This window comes from Microbacterium sp. KHB019 (assembly GCF_037285405.1).
Taxonomy (GTDB): Bacteria; Actinomycetota; Actinomycetes; order Actinomycetales; family Microbacteriaceae; genus Microbacterium.
Genome location: NZ_JBBDHF010000003.1, coordinates 36557 through 58135 on the forward strand (window position 1 = coordinate 36557; position 21579 = coordinate 58135).

General features: G+C 68.2%; 19 protein-coding genes and 1 tRNA gene. 13 read left to right on the forward strand and 7 right to left on the reverse strand.

Annotated features, from left to right (window positions below; genetic code table 11):
- The first annotated feature begins 30 nt into the window (after nucleotides 1-30).
- The 8 genes from KHB019_RS11340 (at nucleotide 31) to KHB019_RS11375 (ending at nucleotide 8697) form a co-directional block, all read left to right on the forward strand.
- Nucleotides 31-1224 (forward strand): sensor histidine kinase, encoded by a 1194-nt coding sequence (locus KHB019_RS11340; protein WP_337459016.1) that lies wholly within the window; start codon nucleotides 31-33, stop codon nucleotides 1222-1224.
- Nucleotides 1221-1838, forward strand: a complete 618-nt coding sequence (locus tag KHB019_RS11345; protein ID WP_230103637.1) for a response regulator — start codon at nucleotides 1221-1223, stop codon at nucleotides 1836-1838. The genes KHB019_RS11340 and KHB019_RS11345 overlap by 4 nt, the downstream gene beginning before the upstream one ends.
- An 87-nt stretch (nucleotides 1839-1925) precedes the next feature.
- Nucleotides 1926-3212: an aspartate kinase gene (locus KHB019_RS11350; protein WP_230103636.1), complete on the forward strand. Its 1287-nt coding sequence runs from the start codon at nucleotides 1926-1928 to the stop codon at nucleotides 3210-3212.
- Between the two features lie 109 nt (nucleotides 3213-3321).
- On the forward strand, nucleotides 3322-4386 hold the full coding sequence (locus KHB019_RS11355; RefSeq protein WP_337459017.1) for an aspartate-semialdehyde dehydrogenase: 1065 nt from the start codon (nucleotides 3322-3324) through the stop codon (nucleotides 4384-4386).
- An 89-nt stretch (nucleotides 4387-4475) separates the two neighbouring features.
- Nucleotides 4476-5906 (forward strand): malate dehydrogenase (quinone), encoded by a 1431-nt coding sequence (mqo, locus tag KHB019_RS11360; protein ID WP_230103678.1) that lies wholly within the window; start codon nucleotides 4476-4478, stop codon nucleotides 5904-5906.
- A gap of 9 nt (nucleotides 5907-5915) precedes the next feature.
- Nucleotides 5916-6569, forward strand: coding sequence for a thymidine kinase (locus KHB019_RS11365; RefSeq protein ID WP_325471938.1), 654 nt, complete (start codon nucleotides 5916-5918; stop codon nucleotides 6567-6569).
- A 150-nt stretch (nucleotides 6570-6719) separates the two neighbouring features.
- On the forward strand, nucleotides 6720-7427 hold the full coding sequence (locus KHB019_RS11370) for a FadR/GntR family transcriptional regulator (protein ID WP_325471937.1): 708 nt from the start codon (nucleotides 6720-6722) through the stop codon (nucleotides 7425-7427).
- A 10-nt stretch (nucleotides 7428-7437) separates the two neighbouring features.
- Nucleotides 7438-8697, forward strand: coding sequence for an alpha-hydroxy acid oxidase (locus KHB019_RS11375; protein WP_230103632.1), 1260 nt, complete (start codon nucleotides 7438-7440; stop codon nucleotides 8695-8697).
- A gap of 3 nt (nucleotides 8698-8700) precedes the next feature.
- Here the strand turns inward: KHB019_RS11375 and KHB019_RS11380 are convergent, their stop codons facing one another.
- The 5 genes from KHB019_RS11380 to KHB019_RS11400 all read right to left on the reverse strand — a co-directional run bounded on the left by KHB019_RS11380 (nucleotide 8701) and on the right by KHB019_RS11400 (nucleotide 14030).
- Nucleotides 8701-9519, reverse strand: coding sequence for a DUF1295 domain-containing protein (locus KHB019_RS11380; protein WP_337459018.1), 819 nt, complete (start codon nucleotides 9517-9519; stop codon nucleotides 8701-8703).
- A gap of 9 nt (nucleotides 9520-9528) precedes the next feature.
- Nucleotides 9529-10326: an HAD-IIB family hydrolase gene (locus tag KHB019_RS11385; protein WP_230103630.1), complete on the reverse strand. Its 798-nt coding sequence runs from the start codon at nucleotides 10324-10326 to the stop codon at nucleotides 9529-9531.
- Nucleotides 10327-10380: 54 nt separating this feature from the next.
- Nucleotides 10381-10454: transfer RNA gene (locus tag KHB019_RS11390), tRNA-Pro, on the reverse strand.
- Nucleotides 10455-10515: 61 nt separating this feature from the next.
- Nucleotides 10516-11460 (reverse strand): metallophosphoesterase, encoded by a 945-nt coding sequence (locus KHB019_RS11395; RefSeq protein ID WP_230103629.1) that lies wholly within the window; start codon nucleotides 11458-11460, stop codon nucleotides 10516-10518.
- Nucleotides 11457-14030, reverse strand: a complete 2574-nt coding sequence (locus tag KHB019_RS11400; protein WP_230103628.1) for a transglycosylase domain-containing protein — start codon at nucleotides 14028-14030, stop codon at nucleotides 11457-11459. Before KHB019_RS11400 ends, KHB019_RS11395 begins: the two co-directional genes overlap by 4 nt.
- A 78-nt stretch (nucleotides 14031-14108) precedes the next feature.
- On the opposite strand from KHB019_RS11400, the gene KHB019_RS11405 reads away from it, so the two are divergent.
- Nucleotides 14109-14333, forward strand: coding sequence for a DUF4177 domain-containing protein (locus KHB019_RS11405; RefSeq protein ID WP_230103627.1), 225 nt, complete (start codon nucleotides 14109-14111; stop codon nucleotides 14331-14333).
- The gene (locus tag KHB019_RS11410) at nucleotides 14330-14788 is read left to right on the forward strand and encodes a RidA family protein (protein WP_337459019.1); all 459 of its coding nucleotides are present in this window, start codon (nucleotides 14330-14332) and stop codon (nucleotides 14786-14788) included. Before KHB019_RS11405 ends, KHB019_RS11410 begins: the two co-directional genes overlap by 4 nt.
- A gap of 67 nt (nucleotides 14789-14855) precedes the next feature.
- Here KHB019_RS11410 and KHB019_RS11415 read toward each other — a convergent pair whose 3' ends face one another.
- Complete coding sequence (locus KHB019_RS11415; RefSeq protein WP_337459020.1) at nucleotides 14856-16724, reverse strand: hypothetical protein; 1869 nt, start codon at nucleotides 16722-16724, stop codon at nucleotides 14856-14858.
- 106 nt (nucleotides 16725-16830) lie between these two features.
- Here KHB019_RS11415 and KHB019_RS11420 point away from each other — a divergent pair, with 106 nt between their 5' ends.
- Nucleotides 16831-17448 (forward strand): TetR family transcriptional regulator, encoded by a 618-nt coding sequence (locus KHB019_RS11420; RefSeq protein ID WP_337459021.1) that lies wholly within the window; start codon nucleotides 16831-16833, stop codon nucleotides 17446-17448.
- Nucleotides 17449-17493: 45 nt separating this feature from the next.
- Here the strand turns inward: KHB019_RS11420 and acs are convergent, their stop codons facing one another.
- Nucleotides 17494-19461 carry an acetate--CoA ligase gene (gene acs / locus KHB019_RS11425; protein ID WP_230103623.1) on the reverse strand — a complete coding sequence of 656 codons (1968 nt, stop codon included), beginning with the start codon at nucleotides 19459-19461 and terminating at the stop codon, nucleotides 17494-17496.
- 210 nt (nucleotides 19462-19671) lie between these two features.
- On the opposite strand from acs, the gene KHB019_RS11430 reads away from it, so the two are divergent.
- Both KHB019_RS11430 and KHB019_RS11435 read left to right on the forward strand, forming a co-directional pair.
- The gene (locus KHB019_RS11430) at nucleotides 19672-20676 is read left to right on the forward strand and encodes a TadA family conjugal transfer-associated ATPase (RefSeq protein WP_230103622.1); all 1005 of its coding nucleotides are present in this window, start codon (nucleotides 19672-19674) and stop codon (nucleotides 20674-20676) included.
- Entirely contained in the window at nucleotides 20670-21569 is a 900-nt protein-coding gene (locus tag KHB019_RS11435; protein WP_290368265.1) for a type II secretion system F family protein, read from the forward strand. Before KHB019_RS11430 ends, KHB019_RS11435 begins: the two co-directional genes overlap by 7 nt.
- The last annotated feature ends 10 nt before the right edge of the window (nucleotides 21570-21579 follow it).

Genomic DNA, 21579 nt, shown 5'->3' on the forward strand with positions numbered 1-21579 from the left:
TCCGCGCGTCGATCGCGAGAGAATCGGGTCATGTCCTCGTCAGCCGATCCGTCCGGCGTCTCGCGCCAGCGGATGCTGTCCATCGCGCGATTCGCGCTGCATCTGATCACGGCACTGCTGTCCGCCGTGACCGCGATACGGGCGATCGCGACCGGCGTGTCGCTGCTGCCGGCGATGCTCGCGGCCGGTGTCTTCCTCGCCTGGTATGCGGCAGGGGCCGCGTTCGCACGTGGCCGGTTCGGCGCCTGGTGGCTGGGCTTTCTCGGCATCCTGTGGGCAGGCACTCTGCTGATCTCAGCCGAATTCGTGTGGCTTTCGTTCCCGCTCTTGCTGCTCGCGGGTCACGTGCTGCATCGCTGGCCGTCGGTCGTGTTCGCGGTGCCGGTGCTGGTCGCCGCGATCCTCGCGCCGATCCTTCATCAGGTGACGATAACCTTCGCCCACATCGTCGGACCCCTGTTGGGCGGAGGCTTCGCGCTCGGCATCTCGCTCGGTTACGACGCGCTGCTGCGGGATGCCGTCGAGCGCGAGCGGCTCATCGCATCGCTCGTCCGAACACAGGACGAGATGGCATCCCTGCAGGAGGAGCTCGCCCGCACGCAGCGCGAGGCCGGCGCGACGCAGGAGCGCACGCGGCTCGCGCGCGATCTGCACGACACGATCGCCCAGGAGCTCAGTTCGATGGTGCTGATGGCGCGCAGCGGCGATGTCGAGCGACTGCCGCAGATCGAGTCGCTGGCGCAGCATTCGCTGACCGATCTGCGACGCATCGTGGCCGCCCTCGCGCCGGCCGAGCTCGAGGGGGCGGCGCTCGCCGCAGCGGTCGAGCGGATGCTGACCTCGCTGCGGGACGATACCGGCGTCCAGACCTCGCTGCACGTCGACGCCGATCTGCCGTCGTTGCCGACCTCGCACGAGGTCGCGTTCCTGCGCGTCGCCCAGTCCGCTCTGGCGAACGTCCGTCAGCACGCCGTCGCTGCGCACGTGGGCATCGAATTCGCTGTGGATGCCGGAACCGTCACGATGACGGTCGACGATGACGGCGTCGGATTCGACGCCGACGCGGCCGCCGCACCCACGACCTCGTATGGACTCGCGGCGATGCGGTCCCGACTGCGGGAGTTCGGCGGAGCGCTAGAGGTGCGTTCGGCGCCGGGCGAGGGGACGACGCTGGTCGCGGCGCTGCCCGCCGCACCCGCGCCCGAGGATGGGATGGCGCGATGACGACGAGCATCCTGCTGGTGGACGACCACCCGATCGTGCGGGCCGGTCTCCGCGCGGTCATCGAAGCGCGGGGGTTCACGGTCGTCGGGGAGGCCTCGACCGGCGAGGAGGCTGTGGAGATGGCATCCGCTCTGCATCCGGACGTCGTGCTCTGCGATCTGCGACTGGGCGACGGAATGGACGGCGTCGACACGACATCGATGCTGCGACGGATGCCGGATGCTCCTGCCGTCGTGATCCTGACGACGTTCGACCACGATGCCCAGATCATCCGAGCCATCGAGGCCGGCGCGGCCGGCTACCTGCTCAAGGATGTGGACAGCGACACGATCGTCGCCGCCATCAGCGACGCCGCTGCCGGGGCCATGGTCCTCACGCCGGGCGGCGACAGCCGCATCATCGCAGCGCTGCGCGCCCCCCGCGTCGTCCTCACCGACCGTGAGCGCGACGTGCTCGCGCTCGTCGACGAGGGCGCCGCGAACAAGGAGATCGCCGCGAGACTGTTCATCTCGGAGTCCACTGTCAAGACCCACGTCGTCCACCTGCTCGAGAAGCTCGGGGTCGCCAGCCGCGCTGCGGCGGCCAGCGAGGGCAGGCGGCTGGGGTTGCTGTAGCGGCACGTGTCACATGCGCCGGCGCGCATACGCGTCGAACGTAGAATGACGCATGGGCGAATCCGCCCGATGTCCCCGGGAGTGAACGTGGCCCTCATTGTGCAGAAGTACGGCGGCTCGTCCGTCGCCGACGCCGAGAGCATCAAGCGCGTCGCAAAGCGCATCGTCGACACTCGACGGGCCGGCCACGACGTCGTCGTCGCCGTGAGCGCTATGGGCGACACGACGGATGAGCTGCTCGACCTCGCGAACGAGGTGGCCCCCATCCCCGCTCCACGCGAGATGGACATGCTGCTCTCGAGCGGAGAGCGCATCTCGATGGCCCTGCTGGCCATGGCGATCCACTCGATGGGCTTCGACGCCCGATCCTTCACCGGCAGCCAGGCGGGGATGATCACGGACGACCACCACGGGTCGGCCCGCATCGTGGACGTGACCCCCGTGCGTCTGCGCGAGGCGCTCGACGAGGGCGCGATCGTCATCGTCGCCGGCTTCCAGGGCTTCAACCGAGACACTCGTGACATCACCACGCTCGGCCGCGGCGGCTCCGACACGACCGCGGTCGCACTGGCCGCCGCGCTCGACGCGGACGTCTGCGAGATCTACAGCGACGTGGACGGCATCTACACCGCCGACCCGCGCGTCATCCCGCGCGCGCAGAAGCTCGACCACGTCTCGAGCGAGGAGATGCTCGAGCTCGCCGCGAACGGCGCCAAGGTGCTGTACATCCGTGCTGTGGAGTTCGCGCGCCGCCACGGCGTGCTGATCCACGCTCGTTCGACGTTCTCGTCGAGCGAGGGCACCTACGTTCTGGGCGAGGGCATGAAGAACCCGCGCGAAGCTGAGGGAGAAGCCATGGAAGAACCGATCGTCGCCGGCGTCGCCACCGACAAGGGTCAGGCCAAGATCACCGTCATCGGCGTTCCGGACGTACCGGGCAAAGCCGCAGAGATCTTCAAGATCGTCGCGAAGTCCGGCGCCAACGTCGACATGATCGTGCAGAACGTGTCCGGTGCCGCCACCGGCCGTGCCGACATCTCGTTCACGCTGCCGAAGGCGGATGCGCCGGCCGCGCTCAAGGCCCTCGCAGCTGAGCAGATCGAGGTCGGCTTCGACAGCCTCGTCCATGACGACCAGATCGGAAAGCTCTCGGTCGTCGGCGCTGGCATGCGCGTGCACTCGGGCGTCTCAGCGACCCTGTTCGAGGCTCTGTCGACCGCCGGCATCAACATCGAGATGATCTCGACCTCGGAGATCCGCATCTCCGTCGTGCTCCGGGACACGGACCTCGCGGACGCCGCGCGCATCGTGCACACCGCCTACGGCCTGGATGCCGAGGACGAGGCCGTCGTGCACGCCGGCACCGGCCGCTGAGCCGGTAGACTCGCCAGAACCCTGACATCGGCGCCAGGCGCGGCATCCGCACCCCGACGCCGCGCCCTGCGCCTCGCTTGCACCATCTGCACGACGCCAAGGAACATTCATGACCCGCATCTCCGATCAAGGACACTCCGTCGCCATCGTCGGCGCCACCGGTCAGGTGGGCACCGTGATGCGCGAGATTCTCGCGGAGCGTGCTTTCCCGATTCGTGAGCTGCGGCTTTTCTCGTCGTCGCGCTCCGCCGGCACGGCCATCGACTTCGGCGGCGTCTCGGTGATCGTCGAGGACGTCGAGACCGCGGACCCCTCAGGCATCGAGATCGCACTGTTCTCGGCCGGAGCCACCGCGAGCCGCGCCTACGCCGAGCGCTTCGCCGCCGCCGGCGCCGTCGTGATCGACAACTCCAGTGCCTGGCGGAACGACCCCGAGGTCCCCCTGGTGGTGAGCGAGGTCAACCCGCACGCCATCGATGAGCGCCCCCGCGGCATCATCGCGAACCCGAACTGCACCACGATGGCCGTCATGCCGGTGCTGAAGCCTCTCGCCGAGGCAGCAGGGCTCGAACGCCTGATCGTCTCCACGTACCAGGCCGTCTCGGGCTCCGGGCTCGCCGGGGCCCAGGAGCTGCTCGGCCAGGTCGAGGGCGTGCTCGCGCAGGGCGACACCCTGCGGCTCGTGCACGACGGCTCGGCCGTCGACTTCCCCCAGCCCGAGAAGTATGTCGCTCCCATCGCGTTCGACGTCATCCCGCTCGCCGGTGCCATCGTCGACGACGGCCTGAACGAGACCGACGAGGAGAAGAAACTCCGCAACGAGAGCCGCAAGATCCTCGAGCTGCCCGACCTCCGTGTCGCGGGCACGTGCGTCCGTGTGCCGGTATTCACCGGGCACTCGCTGTCGATCCACGCCGAGTTCCGCGACGACGTGACACCGGACCGTGCGCGGGAGATCCTCGCCGACGCCCCGGGCGTCGTGCTCGAAGAGGTGCCGACGCCGCTGTATGCGGCGGGCAAGGATCCGAGCTTCGTCGGTCGCATCCGCGCCGATCAGTCCGCACCGGAGAACAAGGGCCTCGTGCTGTTCGTCAGCAACGACAACCTCCGCAAGGGCGCCGCGCTGAACGCCGTGCAGATCGCCGAGATCGTCGCCGAGCGCCTCGCGGTCTGAGTTCTGCCCAGTTCGAGCGGGAGCCGCAGGCGAACTAGGATGGATGGGTGACTGAATCCGTCGACGTCGTCCTCATCGGTGGTGGCATCATGAGCGCCACCTTGGGCACTCTGCTGCACGAACTCCAGCCGGACTGGAAGATCGTCGCCTTCGAGCGACTGTCCGATGTGGCGGAGGAGAGCTCGAACCCCTGGAACAACGCGGGCACCGGCCACGCAGCGCTCTGCGAGCTGAACTACATGCCGCAGAACGGCGATGCGCCGCTCGATCCGGCCAAGGCCGTCTCGATCAACGAGCAGTTCCAGCAGAGCCGTCAGTTCTGGTCGTCGCTCGTTGAGAAGGGCGTCCTCGACGCCCCGTCGACGTTCATCAACGCCACGCCGCACATGACGTTCGTGCGCGGCGAGAAGGATGTCGCGTACCTCAAGGACCGCTACGAGGTCCTCAAGGAGCAGCCGCTGTTCGAGGGCATCGAGTACAGCGACGATTCCCGCGTCATCAACAAGTGGGCGCCGCTCCTCATGCAGAAGCGCCGCAAGGGCGAGCCCTTCGCGGCCACCCGCGTACCGGCGGGCACCGACGTCGACTTCGGCGCGCTCACCCACCAGCTCTTCGACCACCTCGCGGATGCCGGCGTCGAGCTGCGCACCAACCATGAGGTCCGATCGCTGAAGAAGCAGAAGGACGGCAGCTGGAACCTCAAGTTCCGCAACAGCCTCGGGCACACGCCAGGACGCATCAACGCGAAGTTCGTGTTCGTCGGCGCCGGCGGCTGGGCTCTGAAGCTTCTGCAGCGCTCCGGCATCCCGGAGATCAAGGGCTACGGCGTCTTCCCGATCGGCGGGCAGTTCCTCAAGACCACCAATCCTGCCGTCGTCGCTCAGCACAAGGCGAAGGTCTACTCGCAGGCCTCTGTCGGCGCTCCGCCGATGTCGGTCCCGCACCTGGACACCCGCGTCGTCGACGGCGAGGCGTCCCTGCTGTTCGGCCCGTTCGCGACGTTCAGCCCGAAGTTCCTCAAGAACGGCTCGATGCTCGACATCGTCAGCCAGGTGCGCACGCACAACCTGTGGCCGATGCTGCGGGTCGCGTTCGCGAATCCCGACCTCATCACGTACCTGCTCGGCGAGCTCACCAAGACGCACCGCAAGAAGGTCGACAGCCTGCGCGTGTTCATGCCCACGGCGAAGGACGAGGACTGGACCCTCATCCAGGCCGGCCAGCGCGCTCAGGTCATGAAGAAGGATGCCAAGAAGGGCGGCGTCCTGCAGTTCGGAACCGAGGTCGTCGCGGCCGCCGACGGCTCGATCGCCGGGCTCCTGGGCGCATCGCCCGGGGCCTCGACGGCCGTGCCGATCATGCTCGGACTGCTCAAGAGCTGCTTCCCCGAGCACTACGCCGGGTGGGAGCCCGCGCTGCGCGAGCTCATCCCCACGTACGGACGCACGCTGAACGACGATGCGGCAGCTGCCGATGAGTCGATGTCGGCGACGGCCGACGCGCTGAACATCTCGAAGTGACGCGTCGCCGTGGCGAAGCTCTACTTCCGCTACGGAGCGATGAACTCCGGCAAGTCCACGGCGCTGCTGCAGGTCGCATACAACTATGAGGAGCGCGGTCAGCACGTTCTGCTGGCCAAGCCCGAGATCGACACCAAGGGTGCGACCCAGATCGAGAGCCGTCTCGGCGTGACCCGCGAGGTCGACTTCCTGATCCCCGCGGGCGGCGATGCCCGCGAGCTCTTCCGACAGGAACGCGAGCGGATGCAGCGCCGCAGCGCCGAGGGGCTCATCCCCGCTGACCCGATCGATGTCGCCTGTCTGCTGGTCGATGAGGCGCAGTTCCTCACTGCGGACCAGGTGGACGATCTGTTCCGAATCGCCGTTGAGGACGGCATCCCGGTCATGGCCTACGGCATCCGCAACGACTTCCTCACACATGCGTTCCCCGGATCTGCGCGGCTGCTGGCGATCGCGCACGCGCTCGAGGAGATGAAGACCATCTGCCGTTGCGGACGCAAGGCCGTATTCAACGGCCGTCTCGTCCGCGGGCGATTCGTCTTCGACGGCGACCAGGTCGCGATCGACGAGGGAGCACTCGGGGGAGCACCAGCCGACGTCGTCACCTACGAGTCCCTGTGCGGCAACTGCTACCTCGAGGAGTCCGGCGGACGCCTGGGCTGAGGTCGAGGCTTCGACTCGTTGCTGCGCTCCTCGCTCGGCTCGCTGTGCTCGCTCAACGACCCGCGCGGCGAAGCGCAGCCGCGCATTGCGTGGTCTGACCACACGAGGTACGCTGTGGTCAGACCACAGTGGCGGATGAAGGGGCGAGCAATGGCGGAACGCGCGTGGCAGCTCGTGCTCGAGCGGATCGAACGCGACCTCCTCGACGCGCGCCTCGGACCGGGCGACCGGCTCCCGTCCGAGCGCGAGCTCTCCGCCGAGCTCGGCGTCGGACGCTCGAGCGTGCGCGAGGCGTTCCGCGTCCTCGAGGTGATGGGGCTCATCCGCACAGCGACGGGTTCTGGGCCCTCCTCCGGCGCGATCGTGATCGCCGCGCCCTCCGGTGGGCTGTCGGCGCTGATGCGGCTCCAGGTGGCCGCACAGGGCTTCCCGCTGACGGATGTGGTGCAGACCCGTCTCGTCCTGGAGGATGCCGTCGCGGCATCCCTCGCCTCCGCCGACGTGCGCGACACCGCGGCCGCCCACGACATCCTCGACGCCATGGATGCCGACGACCTCACCGCGGCCGAGTTCCTCGCGCTCGACGCGCACCTGCACCTGGCACTGGCCCGATCCAGCGGCAATGCGGTGATCGCGGCGATGATGGCGGGCCTGCGCACCGCCATCGAGTCGTACGTTCTCGCCGGATCGCAGCAGATCGACGACTGGGATGCCATGACCGTTCGGCTGCGCGCCGAGCACCGCGACATCGTCGCCGCGATCGATCAGGGCGATGCGGATGCCGCGCGCACCCTGGTCCGCGATCACATCACCGGCTACTACACCGCTGCCGGGCTCACGTCCGGCGCACACCCCTGAGAGGAACGCCATGGTCCAGCGCCAGCTGCCCAACCCCGCCGAGCTCCTCGAACTGATGAAGTTCAAGAAGCCCGAGCTCGACGGCCGCAAGCGACGCCTGGAGGGTGCGCTGACGATCGCCGATCTCCGCACGATCGCCAAGCGCCGCACTCCGAAGGCCGCCTTCGACTACACCGACGGCTCAGCCGAGGGCGAGATCTCCCTGACGCGCGCCCGCCAGGCCTTCGAGGACGTGGAGTTCCACCCGGGCATCCTCAAGCCGGCACCCGATGTCGACACCAGCGCCGACATCCTCGGCGGGCTCAGCGCCCTGCCCTTCGGCATCGCCCCGACCGGATTCACCCGCCTGATGCAGACCGAGGGTGAGATCGCCGGTGCGGGGGCCGCGGCCGCTGCCGGCATCCCGTTCACGCTCTCCACGCTCGGCACGACCTCGATCGAGGGCGTGAAAGCAGCGAACCCGCACGGGCGGAACTGGTTCCAGCTGTACGTGATGCGCGACCGCGAGATCTCGTACGAGCTCACTCGCCGCGCAGCCGCCTCCGGCTTCGACACCCTGCACTTCACGGTAGACACCCCGGTCGCCGGTGCGCGCCTGCGAGACAAGCGCAACGGTTTCAGCATCCCGCCCCAGCTGACGCTGGGCACGATCATCAACGCGATTCCGCGCCCGTGGTGGTGGTTCGACTTCCTCACGACCCCGAAGCTCGAGTTCGCCTCCCTCAGCACCACAGGTGGCACCGTCGGCGAGCTGCTGGACGCCGCCATGGACCCGACGATCAGCTACGACGACCTCGCCGTGATCCGCGATCTGTGGCCGGGCAAGATCGTCATCAAGGGAGTTCAGAACGTCGAAGACGCCGTGCGACTGCAGGGTGAGGGCGTCGACGGCATCGTGCTCTCGAACCACGGCGGGCGCCAGCTCGACCGGGCGCCGGTCCCGTTCCACCTGCTGCCGAGCGTTCGCAAGGCAGTGGGCGACGACTTCACCGTCATGGTCGACACCGGCATCATGAACGGCGCCGACATCGTGGCATCCATAGCTCTCGGCGCCGACTTCACCCTCATCGGCCGTGCCTATCTGTACGGCCTGATGGCTGGCGGCAGGCAGGGCGTCGATCGCGCGATCGAGATCCTCCGCACCGAGATCGTGCGCACCATGCGCCTGCTGGGCGTCTCGAGCCTCGCCGAGCTGGAGCCGGCGCACGTCACGCAGTTGACCCGCCTCGTCCCTTTGGCGCGGAACGCGGAGGAGACGGCCTCGCGCTGAACGCTACGTCGTCGCCCGCGGGGGCAGAGGCACGATCATCGAGGTCGTGCGGCGGTACTGCGCGTACTCCGGATAGCGTGACGCCGAGATCGATTCGGTGAAGATCGTCGAGCCGATGAACAGAGCGGTCAGCAGAATCGGACCGATGATCGTCCAGTTCAGCGCTCCGCCGATGAATCCGGCACCGGATGCCACGGCCGCTGTCGCGCCGATCGCGTAGAAGATCCACCACTGGGACTGCTCGAAGAAGAAGTTCGGGTGCCGGCTGTAGCGGAACAGCCCGGCAGCGAGGAACCCGGACGCCTCGCCCGCGGCCTTTCGGCGATGGAAGTCCCACTGCTGCTGGTCCGCCACGGTCTCACCGGTGAGCAGAGCCAGGAAGAGCACGCTGAACAGCGCATCCCACGCGGTCAAGGGCGCCGGGGTCGTGAGCGCGATGTGCGCCGGAAGGGTGATGAGCACGAGCAGCGTCATCTGGAAGCCGATGATGAACAGCAGGTTGAACGCCTGGAACTGCCAGGGACGCATCCGGCCGCGAAGGATCGCCCACCGATAGTCCTCCGTGCCGGTGTAGCCGCCCTTGCGCGCGAAGTTGAACGTCAACCGAGCGCCCCAGGCCGTCGCGAGCACCGCCATCACGATCAGGCGCGCGGCATCGAAGCCGGCCGTCAGCGCGGCGATCGCGAAGATCCACACGTAGACCACCGGAACGATCGACCACGCCCTGTCCACCCACGATGTGTCGCGGGTGGCTATCGAGAGCACCCAGCAAGCGCCGCTGGCGACGGCTGCGACGACGACGACGAGCGTCAGTGGGTCCATGCCGTCATGCTACGACGGACGGGACTCCATCTGCGGCTGCAGCGTCGGAAGCAGCGCGTCGAGCTCGTCGGCGGTGTTGCGCCAGTCGCTGACGGCGATCGAGCGGACGCCGAGCGCTAGCACGGGGTAGTCGTTGCCGCCCTCATCGAGACGGTCGCCGTAGAACAGCATGTCCGAGAGCGGGATGCCGGTGTGCTCGGCGAGAGACGTCATGCCGTAGGCCTTGTCGATGCCCGCGCGGGTGATGTCGATGGAGGTCGAGCCGCCGGCACGCACCTCGAGCCCTGGCAGGCGGGCGGCGACGGCGTCACGCAGTCGGAGCCGCTTCTGTCCCGTGGGGTCCCAGGCGTGCTTCGCATCGCCGGGCGCCTGCTGGCCCAGCGCCGAGAAGGTGATCTGCGAACCGCGGTCCTCGAGGATCTCGCCCCAGGGGTTCTGCTCCCACAGCCCCAGCCGCTCCGCTTCTTCACGCAGCGCACGAAGGGCGGAGGACTTCTCATCGCCCGAGAGGTCGTGGGCGTACACGGCGACGAAGTCCTCGCCGTCGTGGCGCAGATACCGGGTGCCGCAGGTCGGGAGCAGGTGCAGGCGCGCCAGCTCGGAGGCATTCGCGTCGCCGAGGTGCGCGACCACCTGCGAGCGGAACTGCGTCTCATTGCCGCCCGAGATGATCGCGACGTCGACGACGCGGAGCAGGGCGCGCAGCTGCGCGGCGATCCGCGGGTCGATCGCGCTCTTCGATGCTGCCAGCGTGTCGTCGAGATCGAACGCGACCAGGCGCGGAGGTGTCGGACGCGGTGAAGTCATGATGTCTCCAGGATATGGAAGAAGGCCGCCCGTGAGGGCGGCCTTCCTGCAACGTCGGGGTGACAGGATTTGAACCTGCGGCCTCTTCGTCCCGAACGAAGCGCGCTACCAAGCTGCGCCACACCCCGTTGCAACCGTTTGAGTCTACAGGGAAATATCGGTTGAGCCGAATCGACGGCGGCGCCGCGATCAGGCGGGCGTGTCCCGCGCCGTCAGCGTCAGAAGCGTCGCCTCAGGGCGGCATGCGAACCGCACAGGGGCATAGATCGAGTGCCCGCAGCCGGCGCTGACGTTGAGCGGGATGCTGCGCCCGCCGTGCGTCCAGGTGCTCAGGCCCTTGGCCTGCCCGAGCGGGATGTCGCAGTTGGCGACGAGCGTGCCGTAGAACGGAAGGCAGACCTGCCCGCCGTGCGTGTGCCCTCCGAAGATCGCCTGGGCGCCCAGGTCGGTGAAGCCGTTCAGCACGCGCTGGTAGGGGGCGTGCGTCACTCCGAGCAGGGGAGTGGCGGCATCGTCGCGTCGGTCGAGTTCGGCGATGGCGGGGGGGAGCGCGCCCAGATCGTCCCAGTGGCGGTGGGCGTCGTTCACGCCGAAGAAGTCGACGTCGCGATCACCGACGCGCACGCGCGCGGCGGCGTTGTTGAGATCGGCCCAGCCGAGCTCCTCCGTGAAGAACGCGTCGAGCCCGGCGGTGTCGAGGTGCTCCGGTTTCACATGTCGCTTCGAGGGGCCGGCGAAGTAGAGCAGCGGATTCTTCGCGGTCGGCCCGTGCACGTCGTTGGATCCGTGCACGAAGACCCCTGGCGTCCCGGCGAACGGCTCGAACGCGCGGCGGATGCCGTCGAGACCGTCCCGATGCCCCAGGTTGTCGCCGGTGTTGACGACGAGATCGGGCTCGAGATCGGCCAGCGATGCCAGCCATTGCTGCTTCCGGCGCTGCCACGGCGCCATGTGCGCATCCGAGACGTGCAGCACTCGGAGCGGCGCGGAGCCTGCGGGAAGGGCGGCAGCCGTCGCCTCGCGGACCGTGAACAGGTATCGCTCGATGCCGATGCCCCACACTGCGCAGGCAGCGCCGACGGCCCCCACCGCGCCGAGCGCGATGAGGGCCGGATGCGGCGCGCGTGCGTTCAATCGTCCCCGCCGGCGCACAGCAGCATGACCGTGGTGCCTGGTGCTGCTTGACCCTTGCCCGGATTCTGCGCGGCGACGTCGTCGCCCTCGGAGCATCCATTGGAGTCGACGGTGAACCCGGCCTTCTCGATCGCGTTCTTCGCCTGCGCGAACTTCGAACCGACCACGTTCGGCACCTCAGCAGTCTTCGGCTTGCCGCTGCTCGGTGAGATCGTCACGGTCGTGCCGCTGGTGACGCGGCCGGCCCCAGGGCTCTGCTCGGCGACCATGTCCTTGGCGAGGTCGCTGTCGACGGCCGGGCCCACCGTGACGGAGAAGCCGGCGTTGCGCAGGGTCGTGGTCGCCTCGTCGACGGACATGCCGACGACGCTCGGCAGGTTCACGAGGACCTGGCGGGTGAGGTTCTTGTCCGGCTGAGGGAAGGGATCTCCGCCGCCGAGGACCTGGTTGGCGGCGCGCTGCATGTCGCGGGCGACGAGGTAGCGGATGTTCTCCAGCAGGTTTCCGTTGTACATGTAGCCCCACATGTTCTCGGAGCCTTCGGTGCGGCCGACGAACACGGCGGTGGTCGCCTTCGTGCTGGACTCGATCATCATCGTGGTGATCTTGTTGTGCGAACCGGTCTTGCCGATCAGGGGAGTGCCGTCCCAGGGGTTGGCCTGCGAACCGGTTCCGCCGGATGCCATCACGCCCTGCAGCGCGTAGGCGGCCGTGGCAGCGACCTCGGGCGTGATCACCTGAGAGCAATCGGCCGCGGGAACGGGCAACTCCTCGCCCTTCTGGTTGACGACCTTGTCGATCGCGCGGGGCTCGCAGTACACGCCCTTGTTGGCGACCGTGGCGTACGCGCCGGCCATGTCCAGAGGCGAGATGAACTTCGAACCAAGCACCGATTCGAACGAGCCGTTCGAATCGTACGTCTTCGTGCCGTCTGCGACATTCACGCCCATGCGATCGGCGACCTTGTTGATGTCGCAGAGGTCGAGCTTCGACGCCATGGCGAAGTAGCCGGAGTTCAGCGAGTTCCGCGTGAACACCATCGGAGATCCCTGGTAGCCGGGCGCGTCTCGGAAGTTGCCGACGGTCTTCGTATCGAAGGGGCCGCCCATGCCCGTGCACGAGTCGGTCATGTTCAGGCGCTGGTTGTTCCCGTTCAGGCTCTCGTTGACCGAATGACCCTTCTCGAGCCAATCGATGAGCGTGAACAGCTTGTACGACGAGCCGACCGGGAATCCGCCCGAGCCACCGTGCTTCTTGTCCGAGGCGTAGACGAGGCTCGAGTACGCCTGGTCATCCGTCTTGGTCTCACGGAACGTGGTGTTCTGCGTCATCGCCAGGATGCGCCCTGTGCCCGGCTCGACCGTGACGCCCGCGGCACCGAAGTGCTTGTTATCGAAGTTCGCGGGCACGCGATCCTTGAGCGCGGTGACGGCGGGGTTCTGGATGCGCATGTCCAGCGAGGTGTAGATCTGCAGGCCGTCCCGCTGCAGAGCACGGGTGCGCTCCGCGAGGTTCGAGCCGAAGGATTCGTCGTCGAGGATGAGCGTCTGCACGTACTTGCAGAAGTACGCGTTGTTCCCGGCCGCGCCGCATCCCTGCGTCGGCGCCTTGATGTCGGGAACAATATCCGACGCGTCGGCCTCGTCGTACTGCGCCTGAGTGATCTTGCCGTCGGCGAGCATGCGCACGAGAACGTAGTGGCGGCGGTCCTTGGTCAGGGCCCAGCCGTCCGCCTCGCCGTTGACGCCCTCGCCGGCGTCGTTCGTGAGAGTGCCGTCCTTCTTGTCGATGCGGAACGTGTTCGGGTTCTGCACGATGCCGGCCAGCGTCGCGGCCTGGGCGACGGTCAGCTTGGCGGCGCTGGTGTTGAAGTAGTAGTTCGCCGCGGCCTCGATGCCGTAGACGGTTCCGCCGAAGCTGGCGATGTTCAGGTATCCGAGCAGGATGTCGTTCTTCGAGTAGTCCTTCTCGATCTGGATCGCGTAGCGCATCTCCTGGAGCTTGCGCTCGACGCCGTCGGCGCCCGTGGCGTTCGTCGCATCGAGCCAGCACTGTGCGATCTTGTCGTCGTAGCCCTCCGTGCCGGGGAGCACGTTCTGCTCGCACTGCTGGACGAGCACGTTCTTGACGTACTGCTGGCTGATCGTCGAAGCGCCGCGCGATGAAGTGCCCCGGACGTTGTCGACGAGCGCCTTGACCGTGGCGCCGAGGTTGATGCCGCCGTGCTCGTAGAAGCTCTTGTCCTCGCTGGAGAGGATCGCGTCGTACATCACCGGGCTGATCTCGTCGAACTCGACCTGCTGACGGTTCTGATCGAAGAACGTCGCGAGCTTGAGCGGCTTGCCGTCTTCACCGACTCCGTAGATCGTGCTCGGTTCCATCGGCTCGTCCGGCTTGAGATACGAGGGGAGTTTCTCGAACAGGTCGAGAGCGCTCGAGCCGGCGGCACCGGCGACAGCGAGTGCGGGGGTGACCGTTGCGGTCACCAGGAGTCCGGCGACCACGCTGAGCCCGACCAGGCCGAGCAGTCCGCCGAGCACGCCTGATGCCGTGCGATTCTTCTGGGGCATACGCTAGATGGTAGGGGAGTTCCCTGAATAACCGCCCTTGACGCACGGGATCCCGTCGTCACCGACGCCAGGAGTGCCATGACCACGTGGGAGTACCTCACCACCCCGCTGCTGATCCACAACACCGCCGCGATCCTCAACAACTGGGGCAAGCAGGGGTGGGAGCTCGTGCAGGTCGTGCAGGGCCCTGAAGGCGGGCTCGTCGCCTACTTCAAGCGCCCGGTGACGGGGGACGGCTCGAACACCGCCGGCCTCGCCGCTGCCGAGCAGGCCGCCCGCCAGTTCGACGGAGGCACCGCATGAGCGTCGCCGCACGCCTCGCAGAGCTCGGAATCGAGCTGCCGGAGGTCGCAGCACCCGTCGCCGCGTACGTCCCCGCAGCCGTCCACGGCGGACTCGTGTACACGTCGGGTCAGCTGCCGTTCACCGCAGGAACTCTGCCGGCGACAGGCAAGGTCGGCGCCGAGGTGTCGGTGGAGGACGCACAGGGCTACGCCCGCACTTGCGCCCTGAACGCGCTCGCCGCGGCCGCATTAGCGGCCGGGGGCCTCGATCGGATCGGCGGCGTGCTGCGCGTGGGCGGATTCGTGGCATCCGACCCGTCGTTCTCCGGGCAGCCCGGTGTCATCAACGGCGCGAGCGAGGTGCTGGGCGAGATCTTCGGCGATGCGGGCAGGCATGCCCGCGCAGCCGTCGGCGTCGCCGTGCTGCCTCTGGACAGCCCCGTCGAGGTCGAGGTCACCTTCATCCTCGCCTGACCCGGTCCGTGCAGTACGGAGGCCGCCCGCGCCCATGGCGCCGGCGGCCTCCGTTGCTGTTCGAGGGTCAGACGTGCACGTGGCGCCTCGCCCGGAGAGATGAGCCGACCAGCGACCCGGCCCCGAGCGCGAGCAGTGCAGCACCCACCCAGGGAGCCGCACTCGACTCGGAGCCGGTCGCTGCCAGTTCGCCGCGCCCCACGGTCACCGCGGCGACCACGGTGAGGCCGATGTCGTCGAAGCTGATGATGACGTGGTGCTCGCCGTCCTCGACGGCGGCGAGATCGAAGTGGCCAGTGATGGCTCCGCCGTCCCACTGGACGGTGCCGATCGAGACCGGGGTCGATCGCATGTTGCCGATGATCGCCGACCGCGAGTCTTGCATCTTCTTGACGAAGTCCGTCATCATGTCGAACGATTCATTGCGCTTGTTCGACAGGCTGGCCAGCCGCAGCATGTCCATCTGCTGGGTGTTCGTGACGGAGTCGAGTTCGATGCGCAACGATGCGACGAGCGAGGCGGCGGCCGTTCTCGCCTCGGGGGAATCCGAAGTCGCCGAGAGGAGATCGTGCGACTCCACCGCCGCGCCTGCGGCCGTGACCGCAACGGCCAGCGATCCATCAGCCGGAGCGGCGACGTATGCGCGGAGGGCCGAGATGGCCTTGTTGAGTGTGGCGATGCGGGCGTTGCGTTTCTGCACATCCGTGAGCTGCGAAGACAGCTGCTGGTCGAGCAGCTGAGCGCGCCTATCCTGGACGGCGAGCAGAGCTCCCTCGAGATCGAACGCGGTGAGCGAGATCTGGTTCACTGTCAACCCCGGTATGTCGGCGACGACCGGCGACAGCAACTGGGCTGCGGCGGCCGCCTTGTCCGGCGTCGGCTGCTGTGCGAGGCCGAGCGCCTGGCCCGAGGCGTTGAGAAGGGGGACTGCGCTGTTCGGCGTGCCTGCCGCGGTCGCGAGCAGAGTTGCAAGCTCGGATTCCGATATGCCGCTGAACACGTCAGTGAGGCCAGTGCCATCGGGGCGGTGGAAGAACGCGATGTAGGGCTGCTGAACCGGGTCGATGGAGGGTGCGGTCGGAGTCGGAGTCGGAGTCGGAGTCGGAGTCGGAGTCGGAGTCGGAGTCGGAGTCGGAGTCGAGGGAGCCGGGGTCGGGGTCGGAGTCGACGGCGAGGGAGTCGGAGCCGGGGTCGGAGTCGGAGTCGGAGTCGCGCTGTCCGCGGTGAGCGCGAACGACCGGGCCACATCGACGCCGCTGGGGCTTTCGACGCCGCGGGGAAGGGCGAAGGCGGGGTTGGTCGATGGTTGCACGTCCGTGAGCGTGAAGCCCGTGGCGGGCTCGAAGGAGATGCTGTAATCGTCTGTGGATGTCGTCGGTAGGGCGCCGGAGGTGAAAGTGCCGTCGGCGGCGACGGCGATGCGCTGCACGGCCGTGCCGCCGCTGAGAATCGTGATGCTCGAGCCGGAGAGGTCTGAGACGGCTCCCGCATCCGTCGTCGCCGTCACCGACCCGCCTATGGCGCCGAATGAACCTCCCAGCACGAGGGAGACCGGATCGCCCAGGGCGGGGTTGAACTCGGTCCGCGCCGCGGAGTCGACGAGGTCGCCGATGGCGCCGCGCCAGGATGCCTCGGCGATGAAGCTGGTGTCGGTCGCCGGCACTTCGAGAGAAACGGTTCCGTCGGCGCCCGTGACGCCGGTGGCGATCACCTGCTCGGGGTCGTCTGCGGGGTGCACGCTCACGGTCGTGCCGCCCAGCGGTGCCGAGGCCACGTCGTCCGAGATCGTCGTCGTGATGAGCACACGTTCGGCTTCAGCGGCGTTGGCGGTCAACGGCAGCGTCACGAGGACGAGTCCGGTGATCGTTGACAGCGCCCCGAGGGTGCGCACACGTGGCATCCGGTCGCGACGACGTGGTTCGGTGAGGCGGGGCATGGCGATCCCTTCTGATCGTTCTCCGCTAAGTATGGACTAGGTCCAAACTTGCATACAAGCCAAGTATTGATGAACGTAGGATGGCATCCGGATCGAGGGGAGAGTGATGACCGAAGGGCTCAGAGAGCGCAAGATGCGTATCGCGCGTCGCGCGATGGAAGAAGCGGCGGTCGGGCTCGCCTACGACGACGGTGTGCAGGCGGTGACGGTCGACCGCGTCTGCGCGATTGCGATGGTTTCGCGCAGCACGTTCTTCAACTACTTCCCGTCGCTCGAACACGCGATCTTCGGACCCGCGTTGACATACGACCTCGCTCTTACCGAGCGCATCCTCGCGGCGCACGAGGACGATCTCGTGGTCGCGGCCTCATTGATCGTGATGGAGTCCGTACGCGGGCAACGGGATGACGAACTCCTGCGCAAACGATTCGCGCTCTTCGCGCGCGAGCCTGGAACGACGACGACGGTGTCGTGGGCAGCGGGGACGAGTCGCGCCGGCCTGCAGGACGTGATCAGGAGCTGGCTCGATGAGCATCCGGCATCCGCTCGTCTGGTGGACGCCGACCACGCCACCGAGGCGCGGATGATCGTGAACTTCTCCGTCACACTCGGCGACGAGGTCATGCGGCTGGTCGGCGAGGGCGGAGCGGACTTCCCGTTCGACCCTGCAGTGTTTCGCATCGTGCGCGAGCGGATGCAGGCCCTCAGCGTCCCCGCGCGGTGAGCGCCCCGCACCACGAGCAGCGGCACGAGGCGTTCGAGGACCTCGCTACTTCACCTGCGCTGAGATGATGCTCATCACCGCGGTGTCCGCGAGCGTCGTGGTGTCTCCGACTTCGCGCCCTTCGGCGACGTCGCGCAGCAGGCGTCTCATGATCTTGCCTGAGCGGGTCTTCGGCAGCTCGCCCACGATGTAGACGTCGCGCGGGCGGGCGATCGCGCCGATCTGCTCGCCGACCCAGCCGCGCAGCTGCGTGGCGAGACCGGCCGGGTCGTGGGCCGCGAGGTAGCTCTCCTTGATGATCACGAAGGCGACCACGGCCTGCCCGGTGGTCTCATCCGACGCTCCGACCACCGCGGCCTCGGCCGTGGCCTCGTGCGCGACGAGCGACGATTCGATCTCGGCGGTCGAGAGCCGGTGCCCGGAGACGTTCATGACGTCGTCCACCCGACCGAGCAGCCACAGATCGCCGTCGGCGTCGAGACGCGCACCGTCGCCGGCGAAGTAGTATCCCTGCTTCTCGAACTTCTCCCAGTAGGTCTCCTTGTAGCGCTCCGGGTCGCCCCAGATCCCGCGCAGCATGCTCGGCCACGGCTCCGTGATCACCAGCAGGCCGCCGTTGCCGTTGCCGACCTCGTTGCCGCCCTCGTCCACGACGTCGATCGAGATGCCTGGCACCGGGACCTGCGCCGAACCCGGCTTGGTGGCGGTGATGCCGGGCAGGGGAGAGACCATGATCGCTCCGGTCTCGGTCTGCCACCATGTGTCGACGATCGGCGCCCTGTTCCCGCCGATGACCTCGCGGTACCACATCCACGCCTCGGGGTTGATCGGCTCTCCGACCGATCCGAGCACACGGATCGAAGACAGGTCGAACTTCTGCGGGATCGCACGACCGGATTTCATGAACGAGCGGATCGCGGTCGGCGCGGTGTAGAAGATGCTCACACCGTACTTCTGGATGATCTCCCACCAGCGACCGGGGTGCGGGGCGTCGGGGGTTCCTTCGTAGAGCACCTGCGTGGCGCCGTTCGCGAGCGGGCCGTACGTGACGTATGTGTGACCGGTGACCCACCCGATGTCGGCCGTGCACCAGTACACGTCGCTCTCCGGCTTCAGATCGAACACGTTGCGGTGGGTGTAGGCGGCCTGGGTCAGGTACCCGCCGGAGGTGTGCAGGATGCCCTTCGGCTTTCCGGTGGTGCCGGAGGTGTACAGGATGAAGAGCGGGTTCTCGGCGGGGAACGGCTGCGCGACGTGCTCGGCGGACGCGGCCGGCACGACATCGTGCCACCACAGGTCGCGACCGTCGACCCAGTCGACCTCGTTCTCGCCGCGCTTGACCACGAGCACGTGCTCGACCGTCTGCTGCTCGCCGAAGCGGTCATCGCTGAGCGCCTGATCGACCGCTGGCTTCAATGGCGAGACCTTGCCCTTGCGGTAGCCGCCGTCGGCGGTGATGACGATCTTGGCGCCGGCGTCGTCGATGCGTGAACGGAGGCTCTCGGCACTGAATCCGCCGAACACGACCGAGTGGATCGCGCCGAGCCTGGCCACGGCGAGCATCGAGGCGACCGCCTCGGGGATCATCGGCAGGTAGATGGCGACGCGGTCGCCGGCGCCGACCCCCAGTCCCTCGAGAACGTTGGCCACGCGCTTGACCTCGTCGGTGAGCTCCGCGTAGGTGATCCGGCGCTCATCGCCGGGCTCTCCTTCCCACAGCAGCGCGACACGGTCGCCGTTGCCTGCCTCCACGTGGCGGTCGAGGCAGTTGTATGCGACGTTGAGCTCGCCGTCGTCGAACCACTTCGCGAACGGCGGTGCCGACCAGTCGAGCACGCGGGTGAAGGGCTTCTGCCAGTGCAGCAGGTCGCGCGCCTGATCGCCCCAGAACCCCTCGCGATCGGCGGCGGCGCGTTCGTAGATTTCCGGCTTCGCCACGGCCGCCGCGGCGAACCCGTCGGACGGCGGGAACTGCCGGGTCTCGTCGAGGAGATGGTCGATCTGGCTGCTCATGGCATGCGCTCCTTTGCGATGGACGAGGTCGTGCACTGGTCACGACACTGACACGTGAATCTAGTCTCGCGCACTTCCCGTCAGTACCGCCGAAAGTGGGTACGAACCGTTCACGGCAGTCTCTCTGCACCTGCCGCGGCGGTCGGAGGTTGCGCACAGAGCGTGGGAATCAGGGGCCCAGGGGAGCGTCGACCCGCATACCGTCGGGGCATGCCGCAGCCGTTCATCATCCAACCTCGAGCGTCGTCGGTCGTGCCAGGAACGCGTGCTGCTTCGGCGCCCGACCTGGATGCCGCCCTCGGGCCCCTCGCTGCGCATTGTGCGGATCCGCTCGTCACCGACCTGTTCGTCAACGGCTCCGACGGGCTGTTCATCGACCGCGGGGCGGGCGTCGAGCGCGTAGCGGGCTGGGCGGCATCCGAGCGAGAGGTCCGCGACCTCGCCGTCGCGCTCATCGGCGCCGGCGGCCGACATCTCGACGACCAGTCGCCCTGCGTCGACGTGCGGCTCGCGTCCGGCATCCGCGTCCACGCCGTGCTGTCACCGGTATCGACTTCCGGCACCGCCGTCTCCGTACGCATTCCCCGTGTCGGGGCGACCGATCTGGAAGCGCTCGCAGCCCTCGGCGCTTTCGACGCCGCCCGACGCGCCTGGCTCGAGACGCTCGTCGCCGCTCGGGCGAACATCCTCATCACCGGCGGTACCGGTACGGGCAAGACGACGCTGCTGGCAGCGCTGCTGAGAGAAGTCCCGGCCCATGAGCGGATCGTGACGATCGAGGATGTCGCGGAGCTCCGCCCCGAGCATCCGCATCACGTCGCCCTGGAAGCTCGGCAGTCGAATCTCGAGGGCGCCGGCTCCATCACGCTCGCTCGGCTGGTCAGGGAGTCGCTGCGCATGCGCCCCGATCGCCTCGTGGTCGGCGAATGTCGCGGCGAGGAGGTGCGCGAACTGCTCTCTGCGCTGAACACCGGCCACGACGGCGGAGCCGGAACCCTTCACGCGAGCGGCCTCACGGATGTGCCCGCACGGCTGGAGGCCCTCGGCGCACTCGCGGGGATGGATGCGACGGCGCTGGCGCGCCAGGTCGTCAGCGCCTTCACCGTCGTGCTGCACCTGGCGCGCGGATCGGACGGGGTGAGGCGGCTCGAGAGCGCCGGGCGGTTCCGTCTTCGCGGCGAGCGGCTCGACATCGAGCAGGTGCAGCCGTGGTGATCGGACGGCGCCGAGTCGCCGCTGTCGCCGGGGCTGAGGCCGCAGCCGTCTCGGTGCGGACGCTCGCGGTGCTGCTGCAGGCAGGAGCGGTGCCGCTGAACGCGTGGCGGCATCTCGCGAACTCCGGAGACGTGAGCGCGCAGCGGGTCATCGACCGCTGCGACGAAGGCAGTCAGCTCATCGCGGCCATCGAAGCGGAGGGCGGCGCGTGGCGCGACCTCGCTGCGGCGTGGGAGGTCGCGACGACTGTCGGCGCACCGCTCGCCGAGGTGCTCCGCTCGCTCGCCGAGAGCATGCGGGATGCCGCATCCGCCGCCGACGACGTGCGGATCGCGCTCGCGGAGCCCGCCGGCACGGCCCGGCTGCTGCTGTGGATGCCGCTCGCCGGACTGCTGCTCGGATTCGCGCTCGGGTTCGACACGCTCGGCATCCTCGTCACGAATCCGATGGGCACGGCTTGCCTGGTGGCGGGGCTGCTGCTCGTGCTGTGCGCGCGGCTGTGGACCGGACGGCTGCTGCGACGCGCTCAACCAGACCCCGGCAGCCCAGGCATGCATGCGGAACTCGTCGCGGTCGCCCTCTCAGGCGGGGCGTCGATCACTCGTTCGCTGCAGCTGGTCGACGACACTCCTGCGCGTGATCATTTGCAGGGCGATCGCACGACCGCTGTGCTCGAGCTCTCGCGTGCAGCCGGTGTGCCGGCGGGGGAACTGCTGCGCGCGGCCGCGGCTCAGGACCGGCACGACGCCCGCGTGCAGGGCCGCGTGCGGGCAGCGAAGCTCTCGTCGCAGCTGCTGATCCCGCTCGGCGCCTGCACGCTCCCGGCCTTCCTGCTGCTGGGGGTCGCGCCCCTCATCCTGTCGGTCCTCGCTTCGACCCCGCTGCCGATCTGAGCAGCACCAC